This window comes from Sphingomonas astaxanthinifaciens DSM 22298, assembly GCF_000711715.1.
GTDB classification, from domain to species: Bacteria; Pseudomonadota; Alphaproteobacteria; order Sphingomonadales; family Sphingomonadaceae; genus Sphingomicrobium; species Sphingomicrobium astaxanthinifaciens_A.
Map to the genome: position 1 here is coordinate 1 of NZ_JONN01000001.1, position 20,483 is coordinate 20,483.

23 protein-coding genes are annotated in these 20,483 nt (G+C 68.8%); 6 read left to right on the top strand and 17 right to left on the bottom strand.

What is annotated here, in order from left to right; all coding sequences use genetic code 11:
* Positions 1-455: 455 nt before the first annotated feature.
* Entirely contained in the window at positions 456-1,085 is a 630-nt protein-coding gene (locus BS69_RS0100010; protein ID WP_084184483.1) for a trimeric intracellular cation channel family protein, read from the bottom strand.
* 520 nt (positions 1,086-1,605) lie between these two features.
* Between BS69_RS0100010 and BS69_RS0100020 the strand changes: the two genes are divergently transcribed.
* Positions 1,606-3,336 (top strand): PHA/PHB synthase family protein, encoded by a 1,731-nt coding sequence (locus tag BS69_RS0100020; protein WP_029939938.1) that lies wholly within the window; start codon positions 1,606-1,608, stop codon positions 3,334-3,336.
* 3 nt (positions 3,337-3,339) lie between these two features.
* Here BS69_RS0100020 and BS69_RS0100025 read toward each other — a convergent pair whose 3' ends face one another.
* Positions 3,340-3,564 carry a hypothetical protein gene (locus BS69_RS0100025; RefSeq protein WP_029939939.1) on the bottom strand — a complete coding sequence of 75 codons (225 nt, stop codon included), beginning with the start codon at positions 3,562-3,564 and terminating at the stop codon, positions 3,340-3,342.
* Positions 3,565-3,608: 44 nt separating this feature from the next.
* The gene (gene rarD, locus BS69_RS0100030) at positions 3,609-4,523 is read right to left on the bottom strand and encodes an EamA family transporter RarD (RefSeq protein WP_037504267.1); all 915 of its coding nucleotides are present in this window, start codon (positions 4,521-4,523) and stop codon (positions 3,609-3,611) included.
* Between the two features lie 106 nt (positions 4,524-4,629).
* On the opposite strand from rarD, the gene BS69_RS0100035 reads away from it, so the two are divergent.
* Both BS69_RS0100035 and BS69_RS0100040 read left to right on the top strand, forming a co-directional pair.
* Positions 4,630-5,307 carry a DUF4893 domain-containing protein gene (locus BS69_RS0100035; RefSeq protein WP_029939941.1) on the top strand — a complete coding sequence of 226 codons (678 nt, stop codon included), beginning with the start codon at positions 4,630-4,632 and terminating at the stop codon, positions 5,305-5,307.
* Complete coding sequence (locus BS69_RS0100040) at positions 5,304-5,654, top strand: ribose-phosphate pyrophosphokinase (RefSeq protein WP_245605073.1); 351 nt, start codon at positions 5,304-5,306, stop codon at positions 5,652-5,654. Before BS69_RS0100035 ends, BS69_RS0100040 begins: the two co-directional genes overlap by 4 nt.
* On the opposite strand, the gene murA is transcribed toward BS69_RS0100040, so the two are convergent.
* The 3 genes from murA to BS69_RS13415 form a co-directional block, all read right to left on the bottom strand.
* On the bottom strand, positions 5,651-6,934 hold the full coding sequence (murA, locus tag BS69_RS0100045) for a UDP-N-acetylglucosamine 1-carboxyvinyltransferase (protein ID WP_029939943.1): 1,284 nt from the start codon (positions 6,932-6,934) through the stop codon (positions 5,651-5,653). The genes BS69_RS0100040 and murA overlap by 4 nt on opposite strands.
* A 135-nt stretch (positions 6,935-7,069) precedes the next feature.
* Positions 7,070-7,411, bottom strand: coding sequence for an ATP-dependent Clp protease adapter ClpS (gene clpS, locus BS69_RS0100050; protein WP_029939944.1), 342 nt, complete (start codon positions 7,409-7,411; stop codon positions 7,070-7,072).
* Positions 7,412-7,564: 153 nt separating this feature from the next.
* On the bottom strand, positions 7,565-8,245 hold the full coding sequence (locus BS69_RS13415; protein WP_051676333.1) for a phasin family protein: 681 nt from the start codon (positions 8,243-8,245) through the stop codon (positions 7,565-7,567).
* A gap of 109 nt (positions 8,246-8,354) precedes the next feature.
* Between BS69_RS13415 and gmk the strand changes: the two genes are divergently transcribed.
* Positions 8,355-8,996 (top strand): guanylate kinase, encoded by a 642-nt coding sequence (gmk, locus tag BS69_RS0100060; RefSeq protein WP_029939946.1) that lies wholly within the window; start codon positions 8,355-8,357, stop codon positions 8,994-8,996.
* Here the strand turns inward: gmk and BS69_RS0100065 are convergent.
* The 7 genes from BS69_RS0100065 to BS69_RS0100095 are packed head-to-tail and all read right to left on the bottom strand — an operon-like array spanning position 8,993 to position 17,443.
* Entirely contained in the window at positions 8,993-9,685 is a 693-nt protein-coding gene (locus BS69_RS0100065; protein WP_029939947.1) for an ATP12 family chaperone protein, read from the bottom strand. The genes gmk and BS69_RS0100065 overlap by 4 nt on opposite strands.
* A complete protein-coding gene (locus BS69_RS0100070; protein WP_029939948.1) occupies positions 9,682-9,912 on the bottom strand; it encodes a hypothetical protein in 231 nt (76 codons plus the stop codon). Before BS69_RS0100070 ends, BS69_RS0100065 begins: the two co-directional genes overlap by 4 nt.
* Positions 9,909-10,580: an HAD-IA family hydrolase gene (locus BS69_RS0100075; protein ID WP_029939949.1), complete on the bottom strand. Its 672-nt coding sequence runs from the start codon at positions 10,578-10,580 to the stop codon at positions 9,909-9,911. The genes BS69_RS0100070 and BS69_RS0100075 overlap by 4 nt, the downstream gene beginning before the upstream one ends.
* Positions 10,577-11,719, bottom strand: a complete 1,143-nt coding sequence (locus tag BS69_RS0100080) for an RluA family pseudouridine synthase (protein ID WP_051676335.1) — start codon at positions 11,717-11,719, stop codon at positions 10,577-10,579. Before BS69_RS0100080 ends, BS69_RS0100075 begins: the two co-directional genes overlap by 4 nt.
* 23 nt (positions 11,720-11,742) lie before the next feature.
* Positions 11,743-13,002 (bottom strand): DUF445 domain-containing protein, encoded by a 1,260-nt coding sequence (locus BS69_RS0100085; RefSeq protein ID WP_029939951.1) that lies wholly within the window; start codon positions 13,000-13,002, stop codon positions 11,743-11,745.
* Positions 13,003-13,036: 34 nt separating this feature from the next.
* A complete protein-coding gene (locus BS69_RS0100090; protein WP_029939952.1) occupies positions 13,037-16,225 on the bottom strand; it encodes an efflux RND transporter permease subunit in 3,189 nt (1,062 codons plus the stop codon).
* 24 nt (positions 16,226-16,249) lie between these two features.
* Positions 16,250-17,443 carry an efflux RND transporter periplasmic adaptor subunit gene (locus BS69_RS0100095; RefSeq protein WP_029939953.1) on the bottom strand — a complete coding sequence of 398 codons (1,194 nt, stop codon included), beginning with the start codon at positions 17,441-17,443 and terminating at the stop codon, positions 16,250-16,252.
* 209 nt (positions 17,444-17,652) lie between these two features.
* Here BS69_RS0100095 and BS69_RS0100100 point away from each other — a divergent pair, with 209 nt between their 5' ends.
* On the top strand, positions 17,653-17,916 hold the full coding sequence (locus BS69_RS0100100) for a GlsB/YeaQ/YmgE family stress response membrane protein (protein WP_029939954.1): 264 nt from the start codon (positions 17,653-17,655) through the stop codon (positions 17,914-17,916).
* Positions 17,917-17,928: 12 nt separating this feature from the next.
* Here the strand turns inward: BS69_RS0100100 and BS69_RS0100105 are convergent, their stop codons facing one another.
* The 4 genes from BS69_RS0100105 to BS69_RS0100120 all read right to left on the bottom strand — a co-directional run bounded on the left by BS69_RS0100105 (position 17,929) and on the right by BS69_RS0100120 (position 19,280).
* Entirely contained in the window at positions 17,929-18,201 is a 273-nt protein-coding gene (locus tag BS69_RS0100105) for a hypothetical protein (protein WP_029939955.1), read from the bottom strand.
* Positions 18,202-18,278: 77 nt separating this feature from the next.
* A complete protein-coding gene (locus tag BS69_RS0100110; protein ID WP_029939956.1) occupies positions 18,279-18,536 on the bottom strand; it encodes a GlsB/YeaQ/YmgE family stress response membrane protein in 258 nt (85 codons plus the stop codon).
* Between the two features lie 160 nt (positions 18,537-18,696).
* Positions 18,697-18,996 (bottom strand): CtrA inhibitor SciP, encoded by a 300-nt coding sequence (sciP, locus tag BS69_RS0100115; protein ID WP_029939957.1) that lies wholly within the window; start codon positions 18,994-18,996, stop codon positions 18,697-18,699.
* Positions 18,990-19,280, bottom strand: a complete 291-nt coding sequence (locus tag BS69_RS0100120; RefSeq protein WP_029939958.1) for a hypothetical protein — start codon at positions 19,278-19,280, stop codon at positions 18,990-18,992. The genes sciP and BS69_RS0100120 overlap by 7 nt, the downstream gene beginning before the upstream one ends.
* A gap of 60 nt (positions 19,281-19,340) precedes the next feature.
* Between BS69_RS0100120 and mnmA the strand changes: the two genes are divergently transcribed.
* Positions 19,341-20,483, top strand: coding sequence for a tRNA 2-thiouridine(34) synthase MnmA (gene mnmA / locus BS69_RS0100125; RefSeq protein WP_029939959.1), 1,143 nt, complete (start codon positions 19,341-19,343; stop codon positions 20,481-20,483).

The following is a 20,483-nucleotide window of genomic DNA, read 5'->3' on the forward strand; positions in this document are numbered from 1 at the left end:
TCCTCGCCGAGCGCCGCCGCCAGCAGGCGAAAGGTCCGCACCCGCAGGCGAAACTCGAAATCGGCCAGCCGCGCCGATTCCGTCTCGCCCTTCTTCAGCAGCGCGCCTCTCAGGTCCCAGACCATGCGATCAACATGGCGATCGGACGAACGTCCGCAATGGTGGAAAGCGGACGTTAGCAGCGGCCCGGCCCGCAGTAGGTTGCCGCGATGGCCACGATGTATATCAGAATTAAGAACAAGCCCACGCAGCCGCCAAGCAAAAAGAGTGGCTGAGCGCTGTCAAATTTGTCAGCAGGCGAAGATTCAAGCCAATCGTCGATGGCGGAGGGTTCATCGTCTTGATCTCGATAACCCACGGACGCCCACCTCTACCGGCACCTTTATCAACCAACAGCGGCATGGCAAAGTTTAAGCTAAGATAATGTCCCCAATGGGTCGAAAGCGGACATCCGTTCACTCCCGATAGGCCGGCAAACTCCACCCCCGCGCGATCGCCAGGCCGCGGAGCCCAAACCCCGCCACCGCCGCCACCAGCGCAGCGCCCCAGCCGCCCAGCCCGAGCAGGCCCAGCCCCACCAGCAACCCCGCGCTCAGCGCCGCCGCGGTGACGTAGAGCTCGGGCCGCATCAGGATCGACGGCTCGCCCGCCAGCACGTCGCGGATGATCCCGCCCGCGCAGGCGGTCAGCACGCCCATGGCGAAGGCCGGGACCGGCGCGATCCCGAACGCCAGCGCCTTGGCCGCGCCATAGGTCGCATAGGCGCCGAGGCCCAGCGCATCGAACCACAGGAGCGCGCTTCCCGCGAACCAGCGCCGGCTCGCGAGCCACACCAGCAGCGCCGCGCCGATACAGATCAGCAGCACGAGGTTCTTGTGCACCCAGAAGACCGGCGCGCCGATCAGCAGGTCGCGCAGCGTTCCCCCGCCGACCCCGGTCACCACCGCGAAGAAGATGAAGGTGACCAGCGTCTGCTTCTTCTCCGCCGCCAAGAGCGCCCCCGACACCGCGAATACCGCGATCCCGAAGATGTCGAGCGCCTGCAGCGCCATCGGCAGCGACGGGGTGGGAAGGTCCGGGGTCATCCCCGCCTCCATGCCTCCGCGTGGCGGTGGAAGTCGAGCCCACTCCCCCTCGGTTAGTCCCGAGCGAAGTCGAGGGACGGTCCACCCCGCACCCGTGCCTCGACGTCGCTCGGCACGAACGGAACAGAAAAAGCGAGCCCCCTCCACCGTCATCCCGGGCTCGACCCGGGATCCGCCTGCCTCCGTGCAACCCGCGCCGGCGCGCAAAAGGAAGGCAGACCCCGGATCAAGTCCGGGGTGACGAGGAGTGGCCTATCCATAACCCGTTTGCCCTGAGCGAAGTCGAAGTGCCCGCCACCAACCCCACGGCAAAGGCTGTCCTACACCCCCAAAAACGTGCCATGCTTCCCGCCGTGACGAGTGATTGCCTTCTGTCCCCGGTGCCGCCCGCCATCGCGGCCGCCGATCCGGCCCGGGAACGACTCGCGCACCCTGTGACCTTTGTGACCTTTGCCGCAAAGCGACTCGGCGACCCCGTGACCTTTGTGACCTTCGTCGCCCCGTTCGAGGCGAATCGCCCATGACCACCGACACCCCCACCGCCGCCTTCCCGACCCTCGAGGACTGGCAGCACTGGACCCTCGTCATGGGGCGCGCGCAGCAGATGCTGCTCGAGGCCTGGGCCGACAGCTGGAAGTCGGGCGAACCCGCGCCGGGATTGAAGCTCCCGCCCGCGCCCGATCCGATGGCGATGATGACCGCCGGGGCCGAGGCGTGGAGCAAGGGGCTTGCCGCCTGGGGGCAGATGCTCGGCGGCATCCAGCAGGCGGGCAGCCAGAAGGACAAGCGCTTCGCCGCGCCTGAGTGGCGCGACCATCCCGTCTACGACACCATCCGCCAGACCTATCTCGCCATTTCCGACCAGATGATGAAGTCGGTCGATGAGGCCGACGGCCTCGACGAGGAGGCCCGCCAGCGGCTCCGCTTCGTGACCAAAGGCGTGATCGACGCGATGAGCCCGTCCAACTTCGCGCTCACCAATCCCGAGGTGCTGAAGGCAACGCTCGAATCGCGCGGCGAGAACCTCCTCAACGGCCTCCGCCACATGCTCGACGACATGAGGGCGGGGCAGCTCTCACAAGTCCCCAAGGGCGCCTATGAGGTCGGTCGCAACCTCGCGACCACGCCCGGCAAGGTCATCCACGAGACCCCGCTCTACCAGCTGATCCACTACGCCCCGGTAACCGAGACCGTCCTGGAAACGCCGCTGGTCATCTTCCCGCCGTGGATCAACCGCTACTACATCCTCGACCTGACGCCCGAAAAAAGCTTTGTCCGCTGGTGCGTCGAGAATGGCATCTCGCTGTTCATGGTCAGTTGGAAGTCGGCCGACGAGAGCGTCCGCGACATCACCCTCGACGATTATGTCCTGCGCGGCCAGGTCGATGCGATCGACACCGTCCGCGACCTGCTCGGCGTCGAGGCGGTCAACGTCATCGGCTATTGCGTCGCCGGGACCACGCTGGCGGCGACCCTTGCCCTGCTCGCCGCGCGCGGGGAGGCGGACAAGGTCGCCTCGGCCACCTTCTTCACTGCGCAGGTCGATTTCTCCGAGGCGGGGGATTTGAAGCTCTTCCTCGGGCCCGAGACGATGGCGCTGCTCGACCAGCTCTCGGCCGATACCGGGCTGATCGATGGCCGGATCATGGCGGCGACCTTCAACCAGCTGCGCGGCCGCGACCTCCTGTGGAACTATGTCGTCAACAATTACCTGTTGGGGAAGGAGCCGCCGCCCTTCGACCTCCTCCACTGGAACGGCGACGTCACCAACCTGCCGGCCGGCTGGCACCGCGACTATCTCGTCTCGCTCTATCAGGAGAACAAACTGGTCGAGCCGGGCGGGATCATCGTCGACGGAACCCCGATCGACCTGACGAAGATCGCAACCCCGCTCTACATCCAGGCCGGGCGCGAGGACCATATCGCGCCGCCGCAGAGCGTGTGGAAGCTGATGGACCATGTGCCGGGCGACAAGCGCTTCGTGCTCGCGGGCTCGGGCCACATCGCCGGGGTCGTCAATCCGCCGAGCGCGGGCAAGTACCAGCACTGGATCAACGAGGGCGAGCCCAAGAGTCTCGAGGAATTCATCGAGGGCGCGAGGGAGGTGAAGGGCAGCTGGTGGCCGGACTGGCTCGCCTGGCTGCGCCGTCGGAACCCGAAGGAAGTCCCCGCGACCGGCGCCCGCGTGCCCGGCGAGGGCAAGCTGAAGCCGATCGAGGACGCGCCGGGCCGCTACGTCAGGACCCGCTAGGGACTAGAGGATCCCGCCGCCCAGCATCAGGCGGAGGACGCCGACCACGATCACGAAGATGCACAGGTTGCGCCCGGCCTTGGACCCGCCGCTCATCGCGCCGAGCCCGGCCCCGACCACCGCCAGCGGCAGGATCAGCCAGTTGGCCCAGCCGAGCAGCGGCAGGAAGGCAAAGGCGGTCAGGACCAGGGCGACGAGACCGATGAGGATCGAGACGAGGTTCAGCATGATCGCCCATGTCGGATGCCGGGCGGCGGATTACCAGTGTCGCGTCACTCCGGCGCCGCGGCGTTCGACGGACTGCCACGCAGCGCCGACAGGAGGTAGATGATCGCCGCCGTCCAGATGCAGGCAAAGGCCCAGGCATGGGCGCTGGTGAAGGGCTCGCCGTAGAGGAACACCGCAACCAGGAACTGCAGCGTCGGGGCGATGAACTGGAGGATGCCCAGCGTCGAATAGGGCAGGCGGCGGGCGGCCGCGGTGAAGAGGAGAAGCGGGATGGTCGAGGCGACGCCGCTGAAGACCAGGAGCCAGGTGTCGGTGCTGTCGAGCCCCCAGACGGGCAGGGGCCTGGCGCTCGCCCAGGCCAGCCACACCGCGGCCGGGACGAACAAGAGGAGCGTCTCGATCGCAAGTCCCGCGGTCGCATCGACATGCGCGATCTTCCGGAGGAGGCCATAGAGCGAGAAGGAGAAGCACAGGGCAAGGCTGATCCACAGGTGCGACAGCGCGCCCACCGCGAGGATCGAGACGCCGACCCCGGCAATGGCTACCGCCAGCCACTGCGGCCGGCTCAACGGCTCTCGCAGCACGAACCGGCCGAGCAGGATGTTGGCGAGCGGGTTGAGGTAGTAGCCGAGGCTCCCGGCGAGGATATGCCCGCTGTTTACCGCATAGACGTAGATCAGCCAGTTGGTGCCGATCAGCAGGCTGGTCGCGAGCAGCAGCTTGACCGAGCCCTTGTGACGAAGCGCCGCGCCGACCTCGCGCCACGCCTTGCCGAGGCTGAGGAGGATGCCGAGCACCAGCAGCGACCAGACGATCCGGTGCGCGACGATGGCGACCGCGGGGACTCCGATCAGCAGCTTGAAGTAGATCGGAAGCAGGCCCCACAGGCCATAGGCCCCGACCCCGAGTGCGAGGCCCGAACGGGTTCGATCGGCGGCTGGGGAGGTGGTGGCATCCATTGGCCGCGCTTTGGCCGCCGGGCGACCCGATCGCAACTATTTGTTAACCTTTCGCCCCTTTGACCAGATGGACGGGGGCCAACGCTGTGCTAGCGTGAGGACAGACATGCCAAGCATCCGGCCATTCCTGACTGCTGCCGCGCTCGCCGCGCTCGCCGGCTGCACCGCGCTGACCGGCCAGAAGCCGCCGCCGCGGCCGGGCACCAGCGTCGTCGCGCTTCCCCCGACCAAGTCCGATGTCTGGCAGCAGATCGCCGAGGCGCCCGACATCGACCGGCTGAAGCGCCTGCCGATGGCGTGGAGCGCGGGCCTTGCGGACGCGAGGCCGAGGTTCGCCGCCGCCCTGCGCGAGGAAGGCGACCTCCTTCGTCCCGACGCCGGCCTGGCGCGCCCGGCGCCGACCCCGGGAAGCTACAATTGCCGGCTCGTCCGCCTCGGCAAGACCGACGCCCGCTCGCCCGCCTTCGTCAAGTTCAAGCCCTTCTTCTGCTACGTCGAGGTCGAGGACGACCTTCTCACCGTGGTCAAGCAGACCGGGACCGAACGGCCCGCCGGCCGCCTGTGGGAAGACGACGTGCCGACCCGGCTGGTCTTCCTCGGCAGCCTCGCGCTCGGCGAGCGCGAGCAGCCCAAGGCCTATGGCGCCGACCCCAAGCGCGACCTTGCCGGGGTGTTCGAGCGGATCGCGCCGATGCGCTTCCGGCTGGTGATGCCGTGGCCCAAGTCGGGCGCCAAGCTCGACATCTATGAGCTGACCCCGGTCGCGGAGCAGCCCAAGGGGTGAGCCTGACGGACCCGCAGGAGGTCCGCCGGCACCTGCTCGCGGCCGCCGCGGCGGGCCATGCCCTGACCTATTCCGAACTGCTCGAACGGCTGGGCCATCGCTTCACCCGGCCCAAGATGCGTGCGCTTTGCGCCACCCTTTCGGCGGTCGACCGCGAAGCCGAGGCGAGCGGAGAGCCCGAGTTGGCGGTGCTGGTCGTGCGCCAGTCGGACGGCCTGCCGGGGCAGGGCTGGTGGACCGGAAGCTGGGAGAAGCATCGCTTCACCGGCGACTGGACCGGCCCCGACGCGCGCAAGCTGGTCACCAAGCTTCAGCGCAAGGCCTTCCGCTACTGGAGCAAGGCCTAGCCGGCGCTCTTGCGCTCGATCGTCGCGCCGACGGCGGAGAGCTTCTCCTCGAGCCGCTCGTAGCCGCGATCAAGGTGATAGACGCGCAGCACCTCGGTCTCGCCCTCGGCGGCGAGGCCCGCGAGCACGAGGCTCATCGAGGCGCGCAGGTCGGTCGCCATCACCTGCGCCCCGGTCAGGCCGGGGACGCCGTGGACGATGGCCGAGCGCCCGCGCACGTCGATGTTGGCGCCCATGCGGCGAAGCTCGGGGACGTGCATGTAGCGGTTCTCGAAGATGGTCTCCTCGAGGAAGCTCTCGCCATTGGCTCGGCACAGCATCGCCATGAACTGCGCCTGCATGTCGGTGGCGAAGCCGGGGAAGGGGGCGGTCGAGAGGGCGAGGGGCTTCAGCGGCCCGTCGGCGGTGACCTTGATGCCTTTGTCGTGGATCTCGATGATGAGACCGCACTGGGCAAGCGCGTTGGTGGTCGCCAGCATGTCCTCGGGACGCGCGCCGACGAGGTCGAGGCTGCCGCCGGTGATCCCGGCCGCGCAGGCATAGCTGCCGGCTTCGATCCGGTCGGGCATGACGGCATAGGTGCAGCCGTGCAGCGCATCGACACCGTCGATGATGAGGTGCGAGGAGCCGATGCCGCTGATCTTCGCGCCCATGGCGACGAGGAGGTTGCAGAGGTCGACGATCTCGGGCTCGCGCGCGGCGTTGAACAGCTGGGTCCGCCCCGCGGCCGTGGCGGCCGCCATCAGCGCATTTTCGGTCGCACCGACCGACACCACCGGGAAACTGTAGTCGCCGCCGCTGATCCGCCCCTTGGGCGCGCTCGCCTTCACATAGCCCGCGGCAAGCTCGATCTCGGCACCCATTGCCTCGAGCGCGCGCAGGTGGAGGTCGATCGGGCGGTCGCCGATGGCACAGCCGCCGGGCAGCGAGACGGTGGCTTCGCCCTCGCGCGCGAGGAGCGGGCCCAGCACCAGGATCGAGGCGCGCATCCGGCGGACCATGTCGTAAGGTGCGACCGTGGACGCGATCTCGGCGGCCTGGAGCGTCATCCGGCGCCCGATCTCGCCCTTCTTCACGCCCTCGATCTTGGTCGAGACGCCGAGCCCGTTGAGGAGGTGACCGAAGCTGTCGACGTCGGCGAGACGCGGCAGGTTGGTAAGGGTCAGCTTGTCCGCGGTCAGCAGCGCGCAGGGGAGCAGCGTCAGTGCGCTGTTCTTGGCGCCCGAGATGGGGATGGTGCCTTCGAGGCGCTTGCCGCCCTGGATGAGGATGGAGTCCATTTCGCGCCTTTAGGCTTTCGTTGCGGACGTGCAAGGGCCCGACGCGCGTCGGCCCGGTGGAGGGCCGGGACCTCGGCGAGCGCGGCGCCTCTGTTGCCTGAGGTCCCGGCCTTCGCCGGGACGACGGTCAGTGCCTTACGCCTTTTCGAGCGTACACTGCAGCGGGTGCTGGTTCTCGCGGGCGAAGTCGATCACCTGGCTGACCTTGGTTTCCGCGACCTCGTAGGTGAAGACGCCGCACACCGCGACGCCCTGCTGGTGGACCTGAAGCATGACCCGGGTCGCGTCCTCGATGCTCATCGAGAAGAAGCGCTGGAGGCAGAGGACGACGAACTCCATCGGAGTGTAGTCGTCGTTCAGCATGAGCACCTTGTAGTTGCTCGGCTTGCGGGTGCGCGGACGAGTGCGGGTGACGACCCCGCGCTCGATCTCCTCGACCCCGTCGCCCTTGCCGGGGACGTCGTCTTCGCCAGCCATGAAAATGCGTTGGACCATCATCGCCCTAGATAGTGGACGGGCTGCACCCTTGCCAAGACGCGCAGGCGACCATGTGCCACTTCAACGCGATGGCGGCCGCCTCTCAGATACGCGAGAGACGGCCGCCCTAAATGCCTGACAGGAGGAGGGTTATCAGGCAGTCAGTTCGTTGATCTTTTCGGCATTGACCGCGGCGCGGTTCGACAGCGGCTGGATCGCCTCGCCGGCGAGCTTCACCGTGGCTTCGGTGAGCTGGCTGAGGCTGGCGACGACGCGGTCGAAGTTCTGCTTGGCGATCTCGCTCTGGAGCTGGAAGAACTCGCTCGGGCTCTGGGCCTGGGACAGGCTCTTGAACTCGGCGACGTTCTGCTCGAGGCCCTCGCGGACGCGCTGCAGGGCATCCTCGCCGACGGTCTTGGCACCGCTGGCCGCGATCTTGCCGGCCTCGACGGCGGCGTCGACGTTGGCGCGGGTCAGCTCAGCGAGCTCCTCGGCGGCCTTGCGGCTCTTCTCGATCGCTTCCTGGCCACGGCTGCCGGCTTCGGCGAACAGGGTCTGGAAACGGTCGGCGCCCGGAAGCGCGTTGAACGACTGGAAGTTCATCCAGTTGGCGGGATCGAAGTTCACGGCATTGTCCTTTTTGACGGGCGCGGTCTTGGCCGACACGGCCGAGCGCAGCTTGTTCACGACTCCGGCGGCCTTGCGGCTGCGCGGCTTGCGCTCGGACTTGGCCCGGCGCGGCGTCACCTTCTTCACGGCCTCGACGACCGAGGCTTCGATTGCCTCGACCTTGTCGGCAGCCGCTTCGACGATGTCCTTGGTGTCTTCGCTCATCGAAAATTCCCTTGTTGCAGTGCACAATATAGTGCAGCGCACAATATTGCAAGGGTCTTCTCGCACTTGCAGCATTGACGGTGAGGGCGTCGGGACGGCAAGAGCGCGCATGGATCACGCACAGCGCACCCGTCGCGGCCTCCTCATCGTCCTCAGCTCGCCCTCGGGCGCCGGCAAGTCCACCATCGGCCGCAAGCTGATGGAGGAGGATCCGACGATCACCATGTCGATCAGCGCGACCACGCGGCAGAAACGTGCCGGCGAGGTCGACGACGTCGATTATCATTTCGTCAGCGACGAGGAATTCCAGCGGCTGGTCGACGCCGACGAACTCGCCGAATGGGCCTATGTGTTCGAGCATCGCTACGGCAGCCCCAAGGAGCCGATCAAGGAAGCGCTGCGGCTAGGGCGCGACACGCTGTTCGACATCGACTGGCAGGGGACCCAGCAGCTCGAATATGCCTTCCGCACCGATCTCGTGCGGATCTTCATCCTGCCGCCCTCGATGGCCGAGCTGCGGCGCCGGCTGGAGGATCGCGGGACCGACCAGCCCGAGGTGATCGACTTCCGGATGAAGCGCGCGGCGGCCGAGATCGGCCACTGGGCCGAATATGATTACGTCCTGATCAACGAGGACGTCGACCAGTGCACGAAGAAGGTGCAGGCGATCGTCGCGGCCGAGCGGCTGCGGCGCGAACGCCAGCCCTACCTCCTCGATTTCGTCCGCAAGCTGGTCGAGAAGCCCAACTAGGCGAGCAGCGCCAGCAGCCGGGCGCCGGCGCGGAAATCGGCCTCGCGCGCGGCGAGCGCCTTCTCGGCCTCGGCGTCACTGCCCCATTGCTCGAGCTGCCAGCGCTCGTCGAGGCTGACCGCGGTCCAGGCCTCGTCGACGCCGACCGTTTCCTCGAGTACGGCGAGGCCCGCGACAAGCGAGCCGCCGACGGTCACCAGCGGCGAGAGGGCGGCGAGGTGGAAGGGGTCAAGCGCATGGACGGCATGGGTTAGCCGTTCGATGGTCGCTGGGGGCTGGTCGACCGGCGAGACGCCCGTGGTGACCGCGAAATCGACATCGTAGCGGCGGCGGGCCCAGGCGAGCAGCGGGTCCCAGTGCGCGGCCTGCGCGGCGACGAGCTCGGACGGGCCATCGGCGCGGTAGCAGAGGAGGTCGCTGGTGCCATAGGTGGCGAGGCCCTCGGCGAAGCGGCCGGGTTCGGGAGCGATGCGGTCGATCGCGGCATTGGCGAGGCCAGTCAGCGGCATGGCGCGCGGGTCGAGCGTTTCGCCCGCCCCGTCCCACTCGCCCGCGATCGCCTTGGCCAGCGCCGCGGTCGGCAGCGCGAGCTGGGCACGAGCGGGGGTGCGGACCGGGCGACCGTCGAGTTCGATCCGCCAGCCGCCCTCGTCGGCGAGGGCCACGGCCTCCTTCCAGAAGCGCTTCACCGGCGGTCCGCCTTGTGCCAGGCCTGGCGCAGCAGCACCGGGCCGAGCAGGGCTTCGACCAGCCCGCAGCCAATCACCACCATGCCGAGGCCAAGCGCGCCGCCGGGCTGGACGAGGTCGCTGAAGACGATGGCCATGCCGAGGAGGAACAGGGCCAGGCCACTGATCCGGAGCAGGGCGAAGATCCGGAAGCGCCGGGCCCAGAGCTGGTCGTTGTTGTCGGTCATGCGGCGGCCTTCACCATGGTCTCTGCCAGCGCGAGGACGTCGGCCGGCGCCTCAGCCAGGGCATCGGCCCCGGCGGCGCGGAGCTCGTGGTGGTCGTGATAGCCCCACAAGGCGCCGATGGCGTGCATCCGGGCGGCCTTGGCCATGCCCATGTCCCAGCCGGTGTCGCCGATGACGACGCAATTGGCGGGCTCGGCGCCGCTGTCGGCCATGGCTTCCAGCGCCATCGACGGATGGGGCTTGGAGGGGTGGCGGTCGGCGGTCTGGAGCGAGATGAAGCGGGCGTGGAGCCCGTGGGCGGTGAGGCAGTGGCGCAGGCCGCGGTCGGACTTGCCGGTGGCGACCGCGAGCTGCCAGCCGCGCTCCTCGAGCGCGTCGAGCAGCGGGAGGATGCCCTCGAACAGCGGCTCCTCCACCTGGTTCTGACCGCGCAGGGTGACGAAGGCGTCCTTGTAGGTCTGGGCCATGGCGCGGTGACCGGCGTCGGTCTCTGCGGGCGCGAGCGCGGCCATCGCCTCGACCAGCGAGAGGCCGATCACCCGCTGTGCCTCGGCGCGTGGGGGCAGGGTGAGTCCGTGCTCGGCGAAGGCGATGCCGAGCGCGCGGTGGATCGTCGCTCCGCTGTCGACCAACGTCCCATCGCAATCGAAAATGGCGCAGCGGATCATCGGCGGCCCTTGGGCGGGCTCTTCGCGCGGGTGCCGCGGGCGGGCGCCGAGGCGCCGCGGCCGCGCCGCTCGCCCTTGCGCTCCTTGCGGGCGGTCTTGGCCGCGGCGGCCTTGCGGCGGGCCTGGACGACCGGGTCCTTGGCCGGGTCGGGCCGGTCGAGGGGCATGTTGTCACCGGCGCGGGTCTCGAAGCCGAGGGTCGCGAGGCTCTCGGCGAAATGCGCGGGAAGCTCGGCCGAGACGTCGATCTCCTTGTTGCCCGGGGCGTCGATCTTGAGCCGGCGGGCGTGGAGGTGGAGCTTGCGGCTGATCCCCCCGGTCAGGAAGGCGTCGGCCCCGCCATATTTGGCATCGCCGACGATCGGGTGGCCGAGGTGCGCCATGTGCGCGCGCAGCTGGTGGGTGCGGCCGGTCAGCGGCTGGAGTTCGACCCAGGCGGCGCGGGTACCGGCGCGGTCGATCACCCGCCAGCGGGTGCGCGCGGCCTGCCCGTCCTCGGCGACGTGCATCTTCTCGCCCCCGGTGCCGGGCTGCTTGGCGAGCGGGGCGTCGATCAGCCCCTCGTCTTGGCCAAGGTCGCCGACCACGATCGCCCAATAGACCTTGCGCGCGGTGCGGCCCGAAAAGCTCTTGGAGAAGAAGGCCGCGCTGCGGGCCGAGCGGGCGATCAGCAGGACCCCGCTTGTGTCCTTGTCGAGCCGGTGGACCAGCTTGGGGCGCTGTCCAGCCTCGTCGGCGAGGCCGTCGAGCAGCCGGTCGAGGTGGCGGTCGATTTTGGTCCCGCCCTGGGTGGCGAGGCCGGGGGGCTTGTTGAGGACGAAGGCGTCCGGGGTCGCCTCGATCACCATCTCCTGGACGAACAGGCGTTCGTCCTCGGTCAGCGGTTCGATGTGGCGCTCGGGACGGGCCGAGCGCTGGGGCACGGCCTCGGCGGCAGGGATGCGGATGGTCTGGCCGGCCTCGATCCGGTCCCCGGGCGAGGCCTTTTCGCCGTTCAGGCGAAGCTGCCCCGTCCGCGCCCAGCGCGAGACGAGGTTGAAGCTCACTTCCTCGCCCATGTGGCGCTTGAACCAGCGGTCGAGGCGGATGCCGTCATCGTCGGCGGCGACGGTGAAGGTGCGGGATGGGGCCGACGTCATGCCGCGCCCCCTACAGCCAAGCGCTAGAGCGTGTCGAGGACGTGGAGGGCAAGCCCGACCAGCCCGCCGACGATCGTGCCGTTGATCCGGATATACTGGAGGTCGCGGCCGACCGCGGATTCGAGCCGTTCGGTGACGGTCCGCGCGTCCCAGCCGCGGATGGTCTCGCTGACCAGCCCGACGATCGACCCGCCATAGCTTGCGGCCATGCCGGCGACCGCGCGGCGGACGAACTGGTTGACCGCCGCGCGGATCCGGGGGTCGCCTTCGAGCGTCGCGCCGGCCGAGCGGAGGACCTCGCCCATCCGGCCGGCGAGCGCCGCGTCGGGGTTGCGCGCGGCGGCGATGATCGAGGCCCGGCCCTTCTGCCACAGACGATCGAGCCACTGGGCGACCGAGCGGTTGGCGAGCAATTCCTCTTTCCACGCTTCGACCCGGGCGCGGGTCTCGGGCTTGTGCTGGAGGTCGTCGGCAAGGCGGGTCAGCGCCTCGACCATCTTGGCCCGCATCGGGTGCTCGGGATCGGTGCTGACCTCGACCGTCAGCTTGCGCAGGCCTTCGACGATGGCGTCGGCCAGCTTCTCGTCGAGCGCGGCGAGGCGCAGCACCCAGCTCGCGCGGCGCTTCACCATCTCGCGGATCAACGGTTCATTGGCGTCGAGCGCGCGGGCCAGCGCCCCGATCGCCGCCTCGAGCATGGGGACATGGCGATTGTCCTCGATCGCCGAGGCGAGCGCGGCGCCGAGCAGGGGCGAGACCTCGGTCCGGGCGAGGCGCTGGGCGATGGCGCCCTTGAAGATCCCGCCCAGCCGCTCGTCGTCGAGACTTTCGAACAGGTCGGCGATGAGCCGCGAGGCACCGCGCCGGATGCGGGTCCCTTCGCCGCTCGGGGTCTGGAGGAAGCGGCCCGCCGCGCCCGCCACGTCGATTCCGCGCATCCGCCGCGCGACCACCCGGGCAACGAGGAAATTGTCGCGGATGAAATTGGCGAGGGTGGCCCCGATCCGGTCCTTGTTGCGGGGAATGATCGCGGTGTGCGGGATCGGCAGGCCGAGCGGGTGGCGAAACAGAGCGGTCACCGCGAACCAGTCGGCGAGCCCGCCGACCATCGCGGCTTCGGCGAAGGCCTTGACGAAGCCGAGCCAGGGATGGCGCGGCTCAAGCGCGCGGGTGACGAGGAACAGCGCCGCCATCAGGACGAGCAGGCCGGTCGCCACCAGCTTCATGCCGGCGGCACCGGGCTGGGCCGGGTTGAAACGGGAGAGCGGTCCGGAACGAGTCATCCGGACCGCTCAATAGACGAACCCATGCGCGGGTTCACTCCGCCGGTTGCGGGATCCCCGGACGGCCCGGCGCGCGCGGTTCGTCGACCGCCTCGGGCACCTCGTGCGCGGTGGCCCGGAGCGAGCGGCCGAGCTTGCGACCGATCCACGATTCGATGTCGATCGCCAGGCTGAAATAGGCCGGGACCAGCAGCAAGGTCAGGAACGTCGACATGAGCAGGCCGCCGATCACGGTCACGCCCATCGGTGCGCGCCAGCTGCCGTCACCGGTGAGGCTGAGCGCGATCGGGATCATGCCCGCGACCATCGCGACGGTGGTCATGACGATCGGCTGGGCGCGCTTGTGCCCGGCCTCGACGATCGCCTCGTCCTTGGTCATGCCATGGTCCATCATCTCCACCGCGAAATCGACCAGCAGGATCGAGTTCTTGGCGACGATGCCGAACAGCATCAGCAGGCCGATGAACACCGGCAGGCTGAGCGGCTGGCCCGAGACATGGAGCGCGATGACCGCGCCGAGCGGGGCCAGCAGCAGCGAGCCAAGGTTGACGAGCGGCGCGAGGAAGCGGCGGTAGAGCAGGACCAGCACCGCGAAGACCAGCGCGATGCCCGCGAACACGGCGAGGATGAAGTTGGTGATGAGCTCGCCCTGCCACTTCTGGTCGCCCAGCGTCAGGCGCTGAACCCCCGCCGGCAGGTTCTTCATCGTCGGCAGCTGGTCGATCTGCTTCCACGCGTCGCCGGTCACGGTGCCGGGGGTGAGGTCGGCACCGACGGCGATGCGATACATCTGGTTGGTGCGGTTCACCGTCACCGGGCCCGAGCCGAAGCTGATCTCGGCGACCGACTTCAAGGGCACCGAGCCGCCGCTCGCGGTCGGCACCGGCAAATTCTCGAGCGTCGCGATGTCGCGGCGTTCGGACTTGTCGAGGCTGACGATGATCGGGACCTGGCGATCGGACAGCGAGAAGCGCGCGCTGTTCTGGTCGATGTCGCCGATGGTCGCGATGCGGATGGTCTGGGCCAGCGCCGAGGTGCTGACGCCGAGGTCGGCGGCAAGGTCGAAGCGCGGCTTGATCCGGATTTCCGGTCGGACCACGTCGCCCTGGACGCGCGGCGCGACGAGCATCGGCACGGTCTGCATCTCTTCGGACAGCTTGGCCGCGGCCGTGGCCAGCTTGGCCGGGTCGTCACCGCCCAGATAGAGCGTGATCGGGCGTCCGCCGCTGCCGGGTCCCCCGCCGCCCTGGCTCATGAAGTTGACGCGCGCATCGGCGATCTCGGCGAGCTTGGGCGTGATCTGGCGCTCAATCTCGTAGCTCTTGGCGGTGCGGTCCTTCTTGTAGACGACATTGATGAACGCCGACGAGGTGAAGCTGCGCTGGAAGACGTTCTCGACGTTCGGGTTCTGCAGCACGATGTCGGTGACCCGGCGGGTGACGTCCTTGGTCTGGTCGAGCGTCGTGCCCGGCGCGAGGCCGATGCGGATGGTGCTGTTGGGCAGGTCGAGCTGCGGCTGGAAGGTCATCGACAGCGTGCTGATGCCGATGCCGGTCGCGATGAGGATGAGGAAACCGACCCCGACCATCCAGATGCGGTGGTCGTGGATGCGGGCCCAGCGGCGACCGAGGAAGCCGCCTGCCGAATCGCGGGCGGCGACGGCCTTGCGGCTGTCGATGGTCCAGCGCAGCGCGTTGAGGTAGCGCTCCATCCACTTGCCCGAGGCATGTTCCTGGACGCCGCCGCTGCGGAGGAAATAGGCGGCCATCAGCGGCGTGATCATGCGCGCGACGAGCAGGCTCATCAGCACCGCCAGCACGACCGTGTAGCCGAAATTGCGGAAGAACTGGCCCGAGATGCCCGGCATCAGCGCCACGGGCAGGAACACCGCGACGATCGACATGGTGGTGGCGAGCACCGCGAGGCCGATCTCGTCGGCGGCGTCGATCGAGGCCTGGTAGGCGCTCTTGCCCATGCGCATGTGGCGGACGATGTTCTCGATCTCCACGATCGCGTCGTCGACCAGCACGCCGGCCACCAGCGCGAGCGCGAGCAGCGAGAGGAAGTTCAGGTTGATGGACATGAGGTCCATGAACCAGAAGGCGGGGATCGCCGAGAGCGGGATGGCGATGGCCGAGATGACCGTCGCGCGCACGTCGCGGAGGAAGAGGAAGACGACCAGCACCGCCAGCACCGCGCCCTCGATCAGCGCGTGCATCGAGCTCGAATACTGGCCCTTGGTGTAGTCGACGCTGTTGTTGATCTCGACGAAGCGGACGCGCGGATCCTCCTTCTCGATCTTGCGCAGCTCGTTCCAGGTATTCTCGTAGGCGGTGACGTCCGAGGCGCCCTTGGCGCGGGCAACGTTGAAGCTGACCACCGGGCGTCCGCCGAGCTCGGTCGCCGAGCGCGGCTCGGCCGAGCTGTCGCGGACCTGCGCGATGTCGCCGAGGCGGACGAAGCGGCCGCCCGGGAGCGCGATCTGGGTATCGGCGAGCGCGGCCGCGCTCTTGGCATTGCCGAGCACGCGGACGGTCTGCTCGGAGCCCGCGATTTCGGCGCGGCCGCCGGGGGCGTCGAGGTTGATCTGGCGAAGCTGCTGGTTGACCTGCGCGGCGGTGATTCCCTGCGACTGGAGCGCGGCGGGGTCGAGGATGACCCGGATCTGGCGGTCGACACCGCCCTCGCGGCTGACCTGCGCCACGCCCGGCTGGGCGAGCAGGCGGCGCGAGACCAGGCTGTCGACGTACCAGCTCAGCTCCTCGAGGCTCATGTCGGTCGCCTCGACGGCGATGAACACGAAGCCGTCGCCGCCGATGTTCACGCGGCTGACCTGCGGCTCGAGGATGCCGTCGGGAAGGTCGCCGCGGATCTGGTCGATCGCCGCCTTGACGTCATTGACCGCGCGGTCGGTGGGCGTGCCGATCTTGAACTGGATGAAGGTGTTGCTGTTGCCTTCGCGGACGTCCGAATTGATCTCGTCGACGCCGTCGACCCCGCGCACCGCGGCCTCGACCTTCTGGGTCACCTGGTTGACCATCTCCGACGGCGCCGCGCCGGGCTGCGAGATGGTCACGTTGGCAGCCGGAAAATCGATGTCCGGGTTGTTCGTGATCTCCATCGTCGCGAAGGCGTAGATGCCGGTCAGCAGCAGCGCGATGAAGAGGACGATCGGCGGCACCGGGTTGCGGATGCACCAGGCCGAGATGTTGCGGAAACTCATGGTTCTTGCCTGTCCTGATGCCGCCTAGTTGGCCGCTGCCTGCCGCCTGGGATTGACCTTCTGGCCGGGATTGAGGAACGGCCCGGCCGAGAGCACGACCATCTCCTGGCCCGACAGGCCCGCGATGATGGTGGCGCCGCTTTCGTCGACGGTGCCGATCTTGACGTTGCGTCGCTCGGCCTCGTTCTTGGCGTTGACGATATAGACGTAATTGCCGTCGTTGTCGGACAGCACCGCGCTCTGCGGGAGCAGCGGAGCGGTGGTCGCGCCCGCCGAGATTCGCGCCTCGGCGAACCCGCCCGGACGGATCCCGGGCGAATAGGGGATGGCGATCCGGACCTCGCCCTGGCGGGTCTGGGGATCGATGGTCGGGGCATTCTGCCAGACCCGGCCGGTGATGCTGGTGGTCGAGCCGATCGGGGTCACGCTGGCGGGCATGCCGACGCGGATCGCGGCGAGGTCCTGCTGCGAAAGCTGCGCGCGCATCTCCATCTCGCCGCCGGCGGCAAGGCGGAACAGGCCCTGGCTGCCCGGGCCGATCACTTGGCCGACCTCGAGATTGCGCTGGAGGATGAGGCCGGAGGAGGGGGCGCGAATGTCGAGCAGGCCGATGCCGGCGCGGGTGGCATTGAGCTGGGCCTGGGCGACCCGGACCTGCGCGGCGGCCTGGTCCCGCGCCGCCTTCTTGCGGTCGAGATCGGCCTTGGAGACGAAGCCGCGACCGACCAGCGCGGCCGAGCGGTCATATTCGTTCTGCGCGAGCGCGGCATTGGCGCGTGCGGATTCGACCGCCGCGGCAAGCTGCGCGCTGGTCTGGACCTGCACCGAGCGATCGACGGTGGCGAGGGTCTGGCCCGCGCGCACCCAGGTCCCGGCATCGACCAGCACGGCGGTCACCCGGCCACCCTGGCCGGCGGCGCCGATCGGCTGGTCGCGACGGGCGGCGAGCGCGCCGCTGGCGGTGATGATGTTGGCGACCTCCGAGCGGCCGGGGACGATCACGGTCACGGTCGGGACCTGCCCGCCGCCCCGCGCGCCGGAGCCCGAAGCGGCGGCTGCGGTCTTGTCGGCAGGAGCTTCCGACCGGTTGAACAGGAAATAGGCGAGCGCGATGACCAGCACCGTCCCGACGATCGCCAGAATGAGGTTCCGCCGCCGACGAGCTCCGTCGACCACCACGATCGTTTCATCCCGCTCCAGCCGGGTCTCGCGATTCATCGTCACTACCTTTTCCATCAAGCGCGGCGCTCCGGCCGTTCACACGCTGTATTAGACCTGTAAGTCACCGAGCGCAACAGAAGGGCGGAGCCCGACAAACGGCAAGGATCATTCGACCAACGGTCGCCGGACGTCCGTCAAAAGAAGGTTGCCGAGCGTCTGGCTTGGTGGATAGCCTCGAACGGCAAGAAACAAGGGAGGATCACTTCATGCTCGCGGATTATGGCTGGCTGGCCTGGATCGTCATCGGCTTCCTGGCCGGCGGGATCGCCAAGTTCCTGATGCCGGGCAAGGACCCGGGCGGCTGCGTCGTCACCATCCTGCTCGGCATCGGCGGGGCGATGGTCGCGGGCTTCCTCGGCCGCGCGCTCGGCTGGTATCGCGAGCCCACCGACGGGGCGGGCTTCCTCGCCGCGATCGTCGGCGCGGTGCTGATCCTGTTCGTCTACCGGCTGGTGCTCAAGCGGCGCTGAGCCGCTCGGCCTTCAACGCTTCTGCAGCTTCTGGACCGCGACCGCCCCGCCCAGCGCGAGGAAGGTCCCGAGCAGCGACAGCAGGACGCCGGGGAAGGAGAAGCCGGTCGCCTCGAGGCGGCCGGCAAGCACCGGCGTGATGAGCAGCGCGCCGAGCAGCGCGCCCGCCGCGCCCAGCCCGACCGTCGCGAGGATCTCGCGCGGGGTGGCGGCACCGAGGACGACGCTGGCGAGCCAGCCGAGCGCGGCGCCGGCGAGGATGAGGGCGATCCAGGTCAGAGGCATGGACGCCTCCTACGACAAGGGGCCGCCCGCTCCAAGAGCGGACGGCCCCTCATGCTTGGCCAGTCAGGCGGTTCGCTTTAGCGAACGCGACCGCGACGGACCAGGTTGACGATCGCCAGCAGGACGATCGCGCCCAGCAGCGAATAAAGGAAGCTGGTGACGGTGATCCCGTTGTTCAGGCTGGCGCCACCGCCGAGCAGGAAGCCGGCGAGCGCGGCGCCGATGATGCCGACGATGATGTTCAGGAAAATGCCCTGCTGACCGTCGGTCCGCATCACGATGCTCGCAAGCCAGCCGCACACGCCGCCGACGATAAGCCAAATAAGAATACCCATGGTCGTCCCTCCTGTATCGTCCGTCCTGACGTGCCCGCCGGACGGTTGTTGCGGCAACAAGACGCCTCTGCGGCGTGCTTGTTCCGAGAGGAGGAACGGGTCGTTGCTGTATCGGTTCCGAAACGAGGCTGCCGGGGTGCCCGGCCCCGGTCAGTGATCCTCAATAGCGCTGCTGGCGCTCGTACACCTGGCGATAATGCTGGATACGGGTGACGCGCAGGCCCGGCATGCCGCTGCGGTCGACCGCGCGCTGCCAACTCGCGAATTCCTCGAGGCTGAGCCCGTAGCGCTGGCAGGCCTCGTCGACCGTCAGCAGGCCGCCCGCGACCGCGGCCACGACTTCGGCCTTGCGACGGACGACCCAGCGGGTGGTGTCCGGCGAGGGAAGCGACTCGAGAGTCAGCGGCTCGCCGAGCGGGCCGATCACCTGATGCGGACGAAACTTCTGATTCTCTAGCATTGCTTCCTCAGGCCGATCTTGCTGGCGTCTTGTTGGGCATTGTTTACCGGCGCCCCCCTCAAGCAATTGTGAAGTCCGCTGGTAAACGCCTCCGTCACATTTGGCCGGGCGTCGGCAAAGGCGCCGCCGCGCGGGCCAGCCGCGCTGCCGTTCCCCGTCAGGAGCGCGACCACCGCCGCCAGCCGCGAGCCGCTGTCCCCGTTGGGGCCAAGGCTCGCCAGCACCGCGCCGAGCTCGTCGGAGCGCAATGCGGCTGCGGGAGAGAGATGCTTGCCCAGTTCCACCAACCTCTCGGCCTTCCTCCGTTACGACGCCACGAAGGCAGCACTAGCGAAAGAGGGTGAATGCCGAGTAAAGACCCGGCCGTGTCCCGCACCGATTTTCAGCTCGGCAAGCCGGTTTCGGCCGCGCGCATCGTCGTCGCCATGTCCGGCGGGGTCGATTCGTCGGTGGCCGCGTTGCTCGCCGCGCAGAGCGGTGCCGAGGTCGTCGGGGTCACGCTCCAGCTCTACGACCATGGCGAAGCGGTGAAGCGGTCGGGCGCCTGCTGCGCGGGCCAGGACATCTATGACGCGGCGCAGGTCTGCGAGAAGCTCGGCATCGCGCATTATGTGCTCGACTACGAATCGCGCTTCCGCGAGGGCGTGATCGAGCGCTTCGCCGACGATTATGCCCGCGGCCGGACCCCGGTCCCCTGTTCGCTGTGCAACCAGGGGGTGAAGTTCACCGACCTCCATGGCTTCGCCCGCGAGCTGGGGGCCGATGCGCTGGTCACCGGCCATTATGTCCGGCGGGTGCTGAACGGCGGCAAGCCCGAGCTCCACAAGGGCCGCGATCCGGCGCGCGACCAGAGCTATTTCCTTTACGGGACCACCGCCGAGCAGCTCGACCTGCTGCGCTTTCCGATCGGCGAATTGCCCAAGGCCGAGGTCCGGGCGCTCGCCGCCGAGGCCGGGCTGCCGGTCGCGGCCAAGCCCGACAGCCAGGACATCTGCTTCGTCCCCGACGGCGATTATGCCGGGCTGGTCAAGCGGCTCCGACCCGAGACCGAAGCGCCGGGCGAAATCGTCGATCTCGAGGGCCGGGTGCTCGGCCGGCATCCGGGGGTGGTGCACTTCACCGTCGGCCAGCGCCGCGGGCTCGAGATCGGCGGCCATGCCGAGCCGCTCTACGTAGTCCGGATCGAGCCCGAGGAGCGCCGGCTGGTGGTCGGCCCCAAGCCCGCCCTGGCGGTGGCGGAAGCGGCCGTCACCGACTGGAACTGGCTCGGCGAGGACCAGCGCGAGGTCGCGGTGAAGGTCCGCTCACTGAGCCGGCCGGTGCCCGCCACGCTCGAGGACGGGCGAATTCGTTTCCACCAGCCCGAATATGGGGTCGCGCCGGGCCAGGCCGCGGTCGTCTACGATGGCGACCGGCTGCTCGGCGGGGGATGGATCGAGCGCACCGTCTCCGCCACCGCTTCCGCACCGCTTCGGGCGGTCGCCTGA

Bases quoted from the DNA above. Each gene is read 5' to 3' on its own strand.
- BS69_RS0100010 (WP_084184483.1), bottom strand. From the start codon at position 1,085: ATGACCCCGGACCTTCCCACCCCGTCGCTGCCGATGGCGCTGCAGGCG.
- BS69_RS0100020 (WP_029939938.1), top strand. From the start codon at position 1,606: ATGACCACCGACACCCCCACCGCCGCCTTCCCGACCCTCGAGGACTGG.
- BS69_RS0100025 (WP_029939939.1), bottom strand. From the start codon at position 3,564: ATGCTGAACCTCGTCTCGATCCTCATCGGTCTCGTCGCCCTGGTCCTG.
- rarD (WP_037504267.1), bottom strand. From the start codon at position 4,523: ATGGATGCCACCACCTCCCCAGCCGCCGATCGAACCCGTTCGGGCCTC.
- BS69_RS0100035 (WP_029939941.1), top strand. From the start codon at position 4,630: ATGCCAAGCATCCGGCCATTCCTGACTGCTGCCGCGCTCGCCGCGCTC.
- murA (WP_029939943.1), bottom strand. From the start codon at position 6,934: ATGGACTCCATCCTCATCCAGGGCGGCAAGCGCCTCGAAGGCACCATC.
- clpS (WP_029939944.1), bottom strand. From the start codon at position 7,411: ATGGCTGGCGAAGACGACGTCCCCGGCAAGGGCGACGGGGTCGAGGAG.
- BS69_RS13415 (WP_051676333.1), bottom strand. From the start codon at position 8,245: ATGAGCGAAGACACCAAGGACATCGTCGAAGCGGCTGCCGACAAGGTC.
- gmk (WP_029939946.1), top strand. From the start codon at position 8,355: ATGGATCACGCACAGCGCACCCGTCGCGGCCTCCTCATCGTCCTCAGC.
- BS69_RS0100070 (WP_029939948.1), bottom strand. From the start codon at position 9,912: ATGACCGACAACAACGACCAGCTCTGGGCCCGGCGCTTCCGGATCTTC.
- BS69_RS0100075 (WP_029939949.1), bottom strand. From the start codon at position 10,580: ATGATCCGCTGCGCCATTTTCGATTGCGATGGGACGTTGGTCGACAGC.
- BS69_RS0100080 (WP_051676335.1), bottom strand. From the start codon at position 11,719: ATGACGTCGGCCCCATCCCGCACCTTCACCGTCGCCGCCGACGATGAC.
- BS69_RS0100085 (WP_029939951.1), bottom strand. From the start codon at position 13,002: ATGACTCGTTCCGGACCGCTCTCCCGTTTCAACCCGGCCCAGCCCGGT.
- BS69_RS0100090 (WP_029939952.1), bottom strand. From the start codon at position 16,225: ATGAGTTTCCGCAACATCTCGGCCTGGTGCATCCGCAACCCGGTGCCG.
- BS69_RS0100095 (WP_029939953.1), bottom strand. From the start codon at position 17,443: ATGAATCGCGAGACCCGGCTGGAGCGGGATGAAACGATCGTGGTGGTC.
- BS69_RS0100100 (WP_029939954.1), top strand. From the start codon at position 17,653: ATGCTCGCGGATTATGGCTGGCTGGCCTGGATCGTCATCGGCTTCCTG.
- BS69_RS0100105 (WP_029939955.1), bottom strand. From the start codon at position 18,201: ATGCCTCTGACCTGGATCGCCCTCATCCTCGCCGGCGCCGCGCTCGGC.
- BS69_RS0100110 (WP_029939956.1), bottom strand. From the start codon at position 18,536: ATGGGTATTCTTATTTGGCTTATCGTCGGCGGCGTGTGCGGCTGGCTT.
- sciP (WP_029939957.1), bottom strand. From the start codon at position 18,996: ATGCTAGAGAATCAGAAGTTTCGTCCGCATCAGGTGATCGGCCCGCTC.
- mnmA (WP_029939959.1), top strand. From the start codon at position 19,341: ATGCCGAGTAAAGACCCGGCCGTGTCCCGCACCGATTTTCAGCTCGGC.